Here is an 11,803-nt window from a genome sequence, read left to right on the forward strand (position 1 = left end):
TTCTCGCTTTTTTTATTAACTTTTAATGCTAAATCTTTAGTGATCTCTTGCTTTGTTCCAAGCTTCAACCGCATTATTTTTAGTGCGTTTTAAGCTTTCAGTTAAAGAGTCTTTGTGTTTTAAAGAAATTTGGCTAATGTCACCTTTAAGTTCCTTAGTCACTTTGGTTAGATCTTCAATTAATGCATTGATTTCAGCTTTTAAAGTATTTTTTAATTCATTCAATCCTTCTTGTGAAGTATTGAACTGAGCTTTAATCACATCAAGACGCTGTAAAATATCTTGTTTAATCTGAGCAAATTGATTGTGAATGTTCTGATTCAATTCTTGTGTTTCAGCTTCAATCTTTTCTTCGGTCTCATTAATTACAGCTTTTACTTGCTCTTGTGTTTCTGCAATAGCTTCTTTAACTTGCGAAGTCGCTTCGTGAGCCACTTCTTTGACCTGTTCTGTTTTTTCAGCTACAACTTCTTTTACCTGTGTAGCTTTAGTGCTAACCGCTTTTTTAGCTCGAGTCGTCGTTTTGGCTACGGCCTCTTTAGCTTCAGCTACTTCTGTTTTTACAGTCTCTGCTACTGATGAAGTATTCTCAGCTATGTCTTTTGAAACTTGGTTATCGCTCATGCTATTTCCTCGTATTGTTTATTTTTTAGCTAACATTACAATAAAAGGAATTAGACAATTTCAGCAGCCAGATTGTCAGACAATTTGCTAAAAGTATCAATTTCAGACAAGTGGATGAATTTTTTTGCTAAAAGCAAGCAATGAATTAAATTTTTTAATAGAAAATAAATAGACTTTTTAAGGTTCCATGCGTATAATGCGCTGTTAAGTTACAAGCGAGCAGACCAGTGAGGAGGGGCATGTTTTTTTAGAACATCGCCTATCTTTTTTAGGTCTACTCGCTTTTTTACAGCCGAAATTCAGGAGCTTTGGTTTGAGCACCCCCGCCATTTTAGCCCTCGCAGATGGAACGATCTTTAAAGGAACGTCAATCGGCGCAACGGGAAGTACGACTGGAGAAGTCGTTTTTAACACAGCCATGACAGGCTATCAAGAAATTTTGACTGACCCAAGTTATGCACAACAAATTGTGACATTAACTTACCCTCATATTGGTAACACTGGTTGCAACGAAGAAGACGTTGAATCTGGTCGTATCCATAAAGTATGGGCGAATGGTTTAATTATTCGTGACCTTCCACTATTACATAGCAACTTCCGTTCTGAGCAATCATTAAGTGAATATTTGCAAGCGCACAATGTTGTCGCAATTGCTGATATTGACACACGTAAACTTACTCGTATTTTACGTGATAAAGGTGCACAAAATGGTTGCATCCTTGCCGGCGAAAATATTACTGAAGAAGAAGCAATTGCTAAAGCTCGCGCTTTTGGTGGTTTAAATGGTTTAGACCTCGCAAAAGAGTGCTGTGATCCGACAGGCTTTGAATGGTCTGAAGGTTCATGGGTATTAGGTAAAGGCTTTACTCAACCTGAGTTAAAATACCATGTGGTTGCATACGATTATGGTGTCAAAACCAACATCTTGCGTATGCTTGCAGAGCGCGGTTGTAAACTCACTGTTGTACCTGCTGAAACTCCGGCTGAAAAAGTATTAGCACTTAATCCGGATGGCGTATTCCTTTCAAACGGCCCTGGCGACCCAGCTGCTTGTGATTACGCTATCGAAGCTGTAAAAACTATTGTTGAAACCACAACATTACCTGTATTTGGTATCTGTTTAGGACACCAAATCTTGGCACTCGCTTCTGGTGCAAAAACTGTAAAAATGAATCATGGTCACCACGGTGCGAACCACCCTGTACAAAATCTTGAAGATGGTACAGTGATGATTACATCTCAAAACCATGGTTTTGCTGTAGATGCAGAAACATTACCGGCTAACTTAAAAGCAACGCATAAATCATTGTTCGATGGCACTCTACAAGGGATTCATCGTACAGACAAACCAGCTTTCAGCTTCCAAGGTCACCCTGAAGCAAGCCCAGGTCCACATGATTGTGCACCTTTGTTCGATCATTTCATCGAACTTATTGAAGCATCTAAACAGTAATTAAGGAGCGAATAATGCCTAAACGTACGGATATTAAAAGCATCTTAATTATTGGTGCTGGTCCAATTGTCATTGGTCAAGCTTGTGAGTTTGACTATTCTGGTGCTCAAGCATGTAAAGCACTTCGTGAAGAAGGCTATCGTGTTATTTTGGTTAACTCTAACCCAGCAACCATTATGACTGACCCTTCAATGGCTGATGCAACTTATATTGAGCCAATTACTTGGCAAACTGTTGCTCAAATCATTGAAAAAGAGCGCCCAGATGCAGTACTCCCTACTATGGGTGGACAAACTGCACTTAACTGCGCACTTGCACTTGATGAAAATGGTGTATTAGAAAAATACGGCGTAGAACTTATTGGTGCAACAAAAGAAGCAATTGAAAAAGCTGAAGACCGTAAATTGTTTGATGAAGCAATGCGCAAAATCGGCTTGGAATGTCCAAAAGCTGCCATTGCTGAAACAATGGAAGAAGCATTGGAAATTCAATCTCGCTTTGGTTTCCCAGTAATTATCCGTCCATCATTCACTATGGGTGGTTCAGGCGGTGGTATTGCATATAACCGCGAAGAATTCCTTGAGATTTGTGAACGTGGTTTCGATCTCTCTCCTACTCACCAATTATTGATCGATGAATCTTTAATTGGCTGGAAAGAATACGAAATGGAAGTTGTTCGTGACAAAAACGACAACTGTATTATCGTATGTGCGATCGAAAACTTCGACCCAATGGGCGTTCACACAGGTGACTCAATCACTGTAGCACCGGCTCAAACCTTAACTGACAAAGAATATCAATTGATGCGTAATGCTTCAGTTGCAGTTCTTCGTGAAATTGGTGTTGAGACAGGTGGTTCTAACGTTCAGTTCGGTATTAACCCGAAAGACGGCCGTATGGTTGTGATCGAGATGAACCCACGTGTATCTCGTTCTTCTGCGCTTGCGTCTAAAGCAACTGGTTTCCCAATTGCAAAAATCGCAGCCAAACTTGCTGTTGGTTACACCCTTGATGAATTGAAAAATGACATCACTGGTGGCGTAACTCCTGCAAGCTTTGAACCATCAATTGATTACGTTGTAACAAAGATTCCTCGTTTTAACTTCGAGAAATTCCCACAAGCAGAACCTGTATTAACCACTCAGATGAAATCTGTTGGTGAAGTCATGGCTATTGGTCGTAACTTCCAGGAATCTGTACAAAAAGCATTACGTGGTCTTGAAGTTGGCGTAAGCGGTTTCGATGAGAAAATCGAAGCTGGTGCAACAAATGTAAAAGAAACTATTCTAAAAGAGCTTAAAGTTCCGGGACCTGAACGTATTTGGTACGTAGCAGATGCATTCCGTCACGGCTTCTCTTTAGATGATGTATTTGAAGCAACTAAAATTGACCGTTGGTTCTTGATCCAAATTCAAGATATTGTCAACACAGAAGCTCAAGTAAAAACTTTAGGTTTTGGTGATCTCACTGCTGAAAATATCCGTTCGTTCAAACGTAAAGGTTTATCTGACCTTCGTATTGCGAACCTCATGGGTATTTCTCAAAAGCAATTCCGTAAGCAACGTTGGAACTTGGGTGTTTACCCTGTATACAAACGTGTTGATACATGTGCTGCCGAGTTTGAATCTGGTACAGCATATATGTACTCGACTTACGATGAAGAGTGTGAAGCTAACCCATCAAATCGTGACAAGATCATGGTTATTGGTGGTGGTCCAAACCGTATTGGTCAAGGTATCGAATTTGACTACTGCTGTGTACACGCTGCTTTAGCAATGCGTGAAGACGGTTATGAAACAATCATGGTAAACTGTAACCCTGAAACTGTTTCTACCGACTATGACACATCTGATCGTCTATACTTCGAACCTGTAACACTTGAAGACGTTCTTGAAATCGTACGTACAGAGAAGCCTAAAGGCGTAATCGTACAGTATGGTGGTCAAACTCCACTTAAATTGGCACGTGCTTTAGAAGAAGCTGGTACTCCAATTATCGGTACATCTCCAGATGCAATTGACCGTGCAGAAGACCGTGAACGTTTCCAACAAATGATTCAACGTTTACAGCTTCGTCAACCAAACAACAGCATTGTAAAATCTGCTGAAGAAGGTATTTCTGAAGCTGCGAAAGTTGGCTATCCATTAGTTGTTCGCCCATCTTATGTATTAGGTGGCCGTGCAATGGAAATCGTCTATAACGAAGATGAGCTTAAACGTTATCTTCGTGAAGCAGTACAGGCTTCTAATGAAGCACCTGTTCTTCTTGACCACTTCCTTGATGATGCAACTGAAGTTGATGTTGACTGCGTATCTGACGGTAAAGATGTCGTGATTGGCGGTATTATGCAACACATCGAACAAGCAGGTATTCACTCAGGTGACTCTGCATGTTCTATTCCTCCTTACTCTCTTTCTAAAGAGATTCAGGATGAGATGCGTCGTCAAACAATTGCGATGGCAAAAGAACTTGGTGTAGTTGGTTTAATGAACGTTCAGTTCGCAGTGAAAGGCAACGATATTTACGTTCTCGAAGTAAACCCACGTGCATCACGTACTGTTCCATTCGTATCGAAATGTATTGGTGAATCTTTAGCAAAAGTAGCTGCTCGTTGTATGGCGGGTCAATCACTTGAGTCTCAAGGTTTTACTAAAGAAATTATTCCAAATCGTTTCGCAGTAAAAGAAGCAGTATTCCCATTTGCAAAATTCCCTGGCGTAGACCCAATGCTTGGTCCTGAGATGAAATCTACAGGTGAAGTAATGGGTGTTGGTCAAACCTTTGGTGAAGCATTCTATAAGGCTGTTTTAGGCTCAAATGACCGCTTACCAGGCTTGCCAACTGAAGGTGAAGTAAAGCATGCGTTCTTATCTGTTCGTGAGTCAGACAAGAAATACATCGCTGATATTGCTAAGAAATTAGTTGAATATGGCTTCAAACTTGTAGCAACAGGTGGAACATATCAGGTACTTAAAGAAGCAGGTTTAGAATGTGAATCTGTAAATAAAGTAACTGAAGGCCGTCCACATATTGTTGACCGCTTGAAAAATGGTGAAATACACCTTATTGTCAATACTACTGAAGGCAAACAAGCTCAATATGACTCTGCAATGATTCGTCGTGCTGCCCTACAAGGCAAAGTGTATTACACAACGACTATCAATGGCGCAGAAGCGGTTTGCCAAGCCTTTGCTGTGAAATTGCCAATGGATGTATACCGCTTGCAAGATTTAACTGTAGGTTAATTTTTTTCCGATAAGTCCCGCCACCTTATCGGTGGCGGGATTTTTTCATTTTTTTAACTGTGTTTTCTCAACTTAAGAGGGACCGAAATGCAACGTTATCCAATGACCCCTGAAGGTAAAATCGCCTTAGAGAAAGAATTACAACATCTGAAAACTGTTGAACGTCCACGTATTACTCAAGCGATTGCTGAAGCACGTGAACATGGGGACTTAAAAGAAAATGCAGAATATCATGCTGCTCGTGAACAGCAAGGTTTCTGTGAAGGCCGTATCCAAGATATCGAAGGAAAATTGGGTGCTGCACAAGTCATCGATGTTAAAGACTTAGAACAAAACGGTCGTGTTGTATTCGGTGTTACGGTAACGATTGAAAACCTTGATACTGAAGAACGCAAGACTTATAAGATTGTTGGTGATGATGAAGCTGATTTTAAAATCAATAAAATTTCAGTAAATTCGCCAATTGCACGTGGCCTTTTGGGTAAAAATGAAGGTGATGAAGTAAAAATTACCACTCCTCAAGGCGAAGTTGAATACGAAGTTGTAAGTGTAGAATATCTCTAAGGTAATACACTTGACCCCCTCTTCATGAGGGGTTTTTATTTAATATGGTTTGGCTCATTTTTGTTTGGATAATAAATTATGGATACTCCTCTAATTAACACACCAGTCCGCCATTGGTGTGAATTTGAGTTTATTTCCAAAACTGTGAAAAATCCAAATATCCATATTAAAGGGAATTACTCTTACTACTCGGCATATTGGGATCAAGGTTTTGAACGCTGTGTAGTGCGATATCTACATGACAAGCCTTCTACTCCTGACAAGCCAATTGATCAGCTCTATATTGGTAATTTTGTTTGTTTTGGCGCTGAATGCGTGATTATGATGGGTGGTAACCAACTTCATCGGCCAGACTGGATATCGACATTCCCCTTTGATACCCGAAGTTTTTTAGCCGCTGGTGACACTATCATTGCAGATGGCTGCTGGATTGGAAGCCGTGCAATGATTATGCAAGGTGTAAAAATCGGTGAAGGTGCTGTTGTTGCAACTGGAGCTGTGGTCACTAAAGATGTCCCCCCCTATGCAATTGTTGGTGGCGTACCTGCAAAAATTATTAAATACCGTTTTCCTCAGGAGCAAATAGAAAAACTACTTGCTTTAAAAATTTATGATTTAGATGAAAAACAAGTTTTAAAAATGCGGGAATATTTACAAACGGATGATATAGATGCATTAACAGCACATCTTAAAAAATTACAGAGCGAATAAAATATATTTGCAAGAATTTCTTGCTTAAAAAACACAAATGATTACGTGCTCGAATTTAAATCGTAAGAAAAGAAGTATAAAGTATTGAATAAATAACCATCATTACAATAAGGAATAAACTCATGTTATATCAACATATTCTTGTACCAATTGACGGTTCTGAAACTTCTATGGTTGCTATGAAAGAAGCAATCAAAATTGGGAAAGCATTAAACAGTAAAATTACGGTTGTACAAGTTATGGCACTTGACCCGATTATTGCTGACCTTTACGTTAAGACGGGGCAAACCAATGAATTGATTGAGCGTACTAGAACATATTTGCTAGATATTTTAGAGCAAGCCAAGCAACAATTTTTGCAAGAAGGTCTTAGTGTAGAAACCAAATTACTTGAAGGTTTTGTTGTTCACGAAGAAATTATTCAAGCTGCACAAGAGCTTAATGCTGATCTGATTGTGATGGGTTCTCATGGCCGCACAGGTGTACGAAAACTTGTATTAGGAAGTGTTGCGCAAAAGGTCTTAGGTGAAAGTCATATCCCGGTTTTAATAGTTCGTTAAAACTAAAAAGCCTGTCTAGCTTATGGAGCAAGGCAGGCAATTATTAAAATACTTTTAAGGCTGCCAAGCAAATTCCTTTAAGTTTACTTTGCCATTTAATAAATAGATTCCCTCTGCTTCAAGCTTTAACTGCTGAATATTTTCGCCCTTTTCATTAAACTTACTTAGGCTAATTTTACCTTGCGAATTAATAACACGATACCAAGGGACCTGATGATCTGCCTCAAGATGCTTAAGCACATACCCAACTAATCTGGCATGTTTAGGTAAACCTGCCATACGAGCAACTTGGCCATAAGTTGCAACTTTTCCATATGGAATCAAAGCGATGACTTCTAAAATTTGTCGATGTAGTTCATACTGAGTTGTCAAAATGGAATCCATAAACGTTGACATTATTCATATCATATAAAAATTTTTGAATAAAATTAAACCTACTCTAAGATGAGCTCAAGGGAAAATCGCATGAAAAAAATATTGCTGTTGATCAGTGGAACTTTACTGTGTGTTTCTTGTACTACTCGTCCCCCTCTGCTTTCAGAAAGAGGTCCAAGCATATCTGCAGATGGTCGGCCTATTGTTCCCGTCACTTTTGTTTTTACTACCAATACTCCTCAGGCTACAAAATTTGATAATTATCAACAAATGCGTAAGGAAATTAAGATTTTAAATAAATATTATGTAGATGATAAAAATAATAAGATTTTCAAATTTAAATTACACCGTTATATCCCTTATGAAGAGTTCTCAAAGTTACATTGTGATTTGAAACAGCAAATTAACCAGCCTTATCCCATTTCTACTGAAACTATTCCTGCCAGTGTAAATACATGTTTTCCTAAGCGCACTGCAAGTAAAGAAGTCATTGTTTTTATTTATGATGCCTACTCAACAAAATGGAAATTTGAAGATGTAACAAGCAGAGCATTTCGTAATAATGGCAAACCTTTTATTTTATTAGATTGGAACCGTCTAAATTATAATATTCAGGCTGGTAGTGTGCATGAGATGGGGCATGTATTTGGTCTAAAACATGTTTGTGCACCGAAGGCTACAAAACGTACTCCAACCAATATTATGACAAGTGCCGAATGTAAATTAGGCAGTGGTGGCTTAAGAAATTTAGGGTTTACTCCTGTACAACTGCAAACCATTTTATCGACTTACAACCAATATCCTTAAAATTTAACTTCAAGATATCTCCCTAATTTATCTTGGGATGCCATGTAATTCTCAGGGGTCAGTAAAGATGTCATATAAATACTGGCCTTTGAGAAGTCTTCAGCATCTACAGGATAAGGCTGCCAAAATGTTTGTAAATTATTGGTGTAAATGGGGTAAAGGCGAATGATATCTTTTGCCACATCAAGTCTAGCTATACAGCCAAATGGCAAAGCATTTTGCTGTTCATATTCACCGTCACTATTAAACACTGCATTGCCTATATTAAAAACAACAGGCTTTTGATTGATGATCTGGATTGGCTGAATAGTATGAGCACCATGACCAACGATCAGATCCGCTCCTGCTTGAGTAAGAATAGTCGCGAGTTTAGTTTGGTCTTTTGTAATAGGCTTAAAGTCGACACCCCAATGACAAATAACAATAATTTTGCGTTCTGGATGAGCCTGCTTATAACGCATTATTTGTTCAAGTAAAACGCCATTTAAACAAGCTACTCCACTTCTTGATCCTAATGCATAAAAGTCATAATCCAGATAGGCCGTGTCTCTATGCCAATAACCATTAAAAATCGCATAGTGCTTAGTCTCAAAAGTGATTTCAAAGTAATTGTGAGCATCTTTCTGGTTCAGTCCAGCGCCAATATAAGAAATACTCGCCTGATCCAACTGCTGTAATGTATAGGCTAATCCTTGCTCACCGTAATCTATCAAATGATTATTTGCCAAAACCAAATAATTTAGATGAATACTCTTAAATTCTTCTAATGTTTTTTTAGCATCTGCTTTTAAAACAAATGGCTTTTTATCTTTTAACGGCGATTGACTTTCTAAAGAAAATACTGCTTCAAAGTTAGCTATGTTGATGTCATTTTTACCTAAAAAGGGCTGTATTTTTTCAAATGAATAATGATATCCATATTGCTGTAAGGCATCTGTTTGTCCTCTAGACTTACGCTTTTCGGTATACATTTCACCAAAATAGGTATCTCCAAGAATATTGATAATGCCTGTTTGAGAAGAATATTTTTTTGCCTCGACCTGCTTTTCTTGAAAATAATGGTAGTAAGGAACCAAATGCTCCAGACGGTGAATATCATCCAGAAAAGAGAAAAAACCAATGCTCCGGTTATGTTCGGAATAAGTGATATAAATCTGTCTAAAGGTATGTGAGATATATAAAACCGAAGTGAGTACCGGATGAGCAAGCAAAGGCGTAATCGGTTGATATACTTTATTTTTAAAAGAAAGTCTTCTAATAAAGAAAAGTTTTTTCAGCTCAGCTGGATAGCTATAAATGTGTTTTACCAATAAAAATAGATTTTTTAATTGATTAGGTGTTCTTAAAGCTAACTGGTGATCTTCTGCTCTTTTAGACAAGATCAATTGTGTTTGCTCAATAGAGCCAAACAGCATATTGCTTAAGGCATCTTTAACATCATTTGCCTGAGTAAAAATTAAGAATTGTAAGAGCTCGGCAAATGTATATGATTCATTTTTTTCTAGACCTAAATTTTGTTCACCAATTTTCTTAATTTTTTGTTCAGGAACCCGATAGACTTCATCAGCTTGAACTTTTTTTTGATGGAATTGTTCTAATGCATAATCAATCAGTAATAATGTAGAAATGTCTCCATCAATTTCAAATGCCCAAATTGCCTCTTCAAATTGAGCATGATCAAGAGCAGCTAGCAGCTTAATTTCAAATAGAGGGTAACTCATATCTCCCCTCCTTCGAAATCTTTTACGTAGGCAATATAACCAGAAAGGTTGTGTTCCTGATCATCAATTCTTACTCTAAAGCGGTCATGCCGTACATAAAAAGCATGCAATATTTTATCTGGTCGAGCCATATACATGGCTATTTCCGGATAGAAAAAACCTGTGGTTTGAAATTCGGCTCGAAACGTAATGAGTTTTTTTAACTCAGACATATATGCTTGTTCAAAAAGTGCATTATGGCCTTGCTCTTTTAAACGATTTACCATTTTATAGGCTGCCATTAGCATTTCTAATAAAGTGGCATATGTTGTTTTTCTATTTCGAATAAAAATAAAATGTTTTAAATAATTATTTAAACCAAAAATAAAATATTTTTCTTCAGGACATATTTTTGTAAGCTCATTAGTACAATAACTTAACCAGTGATCATGATATTTTTCATATCTTTTATGAATAAAATTTTCAAACATTAACTTAACTGTGTCTAATAATCTTTTATCCTGATTAATTTGATATAACCTTAATAAAGCTAATGCTGCTTCTCCATCATAATAAATGATTCTGAACTTTTCTTTTAAATCATAATTTGGATAATTTAATACATGAGTAGTTAATCCATCCGGATCTACTAATTCTAAAATACCATGAGCAAGTTTCTCTGCATATTTTAAATAATCATCTTTTCCTGTGATTTCTTGATATTTCGTTAACATTAAAATAGCTGCGGCATTTGCACCTAATTTAATTTCTAGCTCCCCTTCTTTACCATCAATCATAAAAGCAGTTATTGGGTCTTTTTCTTTATAGAAAGTAGTAAGTGCGTATTGAATTGCTGCAACAATTTTAGGCCAATATTCAGGTTTATCTTGTACTTCAAAAGTCTCTAAAAGCGCGTAAAGCGAAGTACAGTGACGTACCGTATTATAGTTCCGTATATCACGATCATAAGCAGGAAAATATCCATAAATGAATTTGCCATTTTCTTGAATCTGGCTATGTAAAAACGCTGCATTTTTTTCAATGAGGTCTCTAAAGTGCTGTTTTTTATTGCTAGCAATGGCTCTAATACCATTTGCATCGTAGCGACTCGCTAAATTAATAAATTGTCCATTTTCATAAAAAGTTGCATAGGTATCGAAAGTCCACACTTCTTGTAGTGACTGAAGTTTAATTTCCGGCTTTGTTGCACGATATTTTTGTTTAATTGCATAGTTCAGATTTGTTTCATCAAAAAAGTTCGGCTTGTCATAACTTAAGCCCCGAATAATGGCTTTTCCATATATTTCTTGCTCCAGAAAAGCTACCGAACAGGAATCATCAAATCCAATACCTCTGCGGTAATGATTATTGTGAAATTGGTGATGAACCTGCTGCTCTATTTTGTTCCAACTTTGCTTTTCTAAATTGTAAGCAACATCAATTTTTATGTAGTCTGGAAGTTGATCTGGCGAAAACTGATCATCAATAAAATCAAATAATTGTAGAGTTGCTTGTGAAAGCACTGTTTTTTCACTATGCCATACGCTACATCTGTGATCTTTAGGGCCAAATGATATAAATAAAATAGTTTCTTCTTGAAGGTCTGAAACATGGTGAACGATATGTTCTAACCAAAGCTTGAGCTGTCTTTTGAAGTCTAAAAATACCGCCACTCGAATTAAGTCCCTATCCGTTATTTGTTGTTCTATAAAATTCTCAATGCATCATAGCATGAACTCTTTCAAAGCTAGGTTAAAGTATTGT

The 11,803-nt window shown here is 37.4% G+C and carries 10 protein-coding genes; 6 read left to right on the forward strand and 4 right to left on the reverse strand.

The genetic code is table 11. The features are described from left to right. Positions 1-36: 36 nt before the first annotated feature. Complete coding sequence (locus EGT34_RS07075; protein WP_001282880.1) at positions 37-624, reverse strand: hypothetical protein; 588 nt, start codon at positions 622-624, stop codon at positions 37-39. A gap of 313 nt (positions 625-937) precedes the next feature. On the opposite strand from EGT34_RS07075, the gene carA reads away from it, so the two are divergent. From carA to EGT34_RS07100, 5 genes are all read left to right on the forward strand, one after another. Next, positions 938-2,077, forward strand: a complete 1,140-nt coding sequence (gene carA, locus EGT34_RS07080) for a glutamine-hydrolyzing carbamoyl-phosphate synthase small subunit (RefSeq protein ID WP_024437087.1) — start codon at positions 938-940, stop codon at positions 2,075-2,077. Between the two features lie 14 nt (positions 2,078-2,091). Then, a complete protein-coding gene (carB, locus tag EGT34_RS07085) occupies positions 2,092-5,322 on the forward strand; it encodes a carbamoyl-phosphate synthase large subunit (RefSeq protein ID WP_001126293.1) in 3,231 nt (1,076 codons plus the stop codon). 87 nt (positions 5,323-5,409) lie between these two features. Beyond that, positions 5,410-5,886 carry a transcription elongation factor GreA gene (gene greA / locus EGT34_RS07090; protein ID WP_001190204.1) on the forward strand — a complete coding sequence of 159 codons (477 nt, stop codon included), beginning with the start codon at positions 5,410-5,412 and terminating at the stop codon, positions 5,884-5,886. A 78-nt stretch (positions 5,887-5,964) separates the two neighbouring features. Beyond that, positions 5,965-6,597: a CatB-related O-acetyltransferase gene (locus EGT34_RS07095; RefSeq protein ID WP_000380745.1), complete on the forward strand. Its 633-nt coding sequence runs from the start codon at positions 5,965-5,967 to the stop codon at positions 6,595-6,597. Between the two features lie 122 nt (positions 6,598-6,719). Further along, on the forward strand, positions 6,720-7,157 hold the full coding sequence (locus EGT34_RS07100; protein WP_000966781.1) for a universal stress protein: 438 nt from the start codon (positions 6,720-6,722) through the stop codon (positions 7,155-7,157). A gap of 54 nt (positions 7,158-7,211) precedes the next feature. On the opposite strand, the gene EGT34_RS07105 is transcribed toward EGT34_RS07100, so the two are convergent. Beyond that, complete coding sequence (locus tag EGT34_RS07105) at positions 7,212-7,541, reverse strand: MGMT family protein (protein ID WP_005131011.1); 330 nt, start codon at positions 7,539-7,541, stop codon at positions 7,212-7,214. A gap of 81 nt (positions 7,542-7,622) precedes the next feature. On the opposite strand from EGT34_RS07105, the gene EGT34_RS07110 reads away from it, so the two are divergent. Then, positions 7,623-8,339 carry a metalloprotease gene (locus tag EGT34_RS07110; protein WP_000722324.1) on the forward strand — a complete coding sequence of 239 codons (717 nt, stop codon included), beginning with the start codon at positions 7,623-7,625 and terminating at the stop codon, positions 8,337-8,339. On the opposite strand, the gene EGT34_RS07115 is transcribed toward EGT34_RS07110, so the two are convergent. Both EGT34_RS07115 and EGT34_RS07120 read right to left on the reverse strand, forming a co-directional pair. Next, positions 8,336-10,060 carry a CapA family protein gene (locus EGT34_RS07115; protein ID WP_060454597.1) on the reverse strand — a complete coding sequence of 575 codons (1,725 nt, stop codon included), beginning with the start codon at positions 10,058-10,060 and terminating at the stop codon, positions 8,336-8,338. The genes EGT34_RS07110 and EGT34_RS07115 overlap by 4 nt on opposite strands. After that, positions 10,057-11,712 carry a hypothetical protein gene (locus tag EGT34_RS07120; protein WP_000257890.1) on the reverse strand — a complete coding sequence of 552 codons (1,656 nt, stop codon included), beginning with the start codon at positions 11,710-11,712 and terminating at the stop codon, positions 10,057-10,059. The genes EGT34_RS07115 and EGT34_RS07120 overlap by 4 nt, the downstream gene beginning before the upstream one ends. Positions 11,713-11,803 lie beyond the last annotated feature (91 nt).

This window comes from Acinetobacter sp. FDAARGOS_558 (genome assembly GCF_003937785.1).
GTDB classification, from domain to species: Bacteria; Pseudomonadota; Gammaproteobacteria; order Pseudomonadales; family Moraxellaceae; genus Acinetobacter; species Acinetobacter baumannii.

What these genes read in the sequence shown, in the direction of transcription:
- greA (WP_001190204.1), top strand. Translation starts at nt 5,410, where the DNA reads ATGCAACGTTATCCAATGACCCCTGAAGGTAAAATCGCCTTAGAGAAA.
- EGT34_RS07095 (WP_000380745.1), top strand. Translation starts at nt 5,965, where the DNA reads ATGGATACTCCTCTAATTAACACACCAGTCCGCCATTGGTGTGAATTT.
- EGT34_RS07110 (WP_000722324.1), top strand. Translation starts at nt 7,623, where the DNA reads ATGAAAAAAATATTGCTGTTGATCAGTGGAACTTTACTGTGTGTTTCT.
- EGT34_RS07075 (WP_001282880.1), bottom strand. Translation starts at nt 624, where the DNA reads ATGAGCGATAACCAAGTTTCAAAAGACATAGCTGAGAATACTTCATCA.
- EGT34_RS07105 (WP_005131011.1), bottom strand. Translation starts at nt 7,541, where the DNA reads ATGGATTCCATTTTGACAACTCAGTATGAACTACATCGACAAATTTTA.
- carB (WP_001126293.1), top strand. Translation starts at nt 2,092, where the DNA reads ATGCCTAAACGTACGGATATTAAAAGCATCTTAATTATTGGTGCTGGT.
- EGT34_RS07115 (WP_060454597.1), bottom strand. Translation starts at nt 10,060, where the DNA reads ATGAGTTACCCTCTATTTGAAATTAAGCTGCTAGCTGCTCTTGATCAT.
- EGT34_RS07100 (WP_000966781.1), top strand. Translation starts at nt 6,720, where the DNA reads ATGTTATATCAACATATTCTTGTACCAATTGACGGTTCTGAAACTTCT.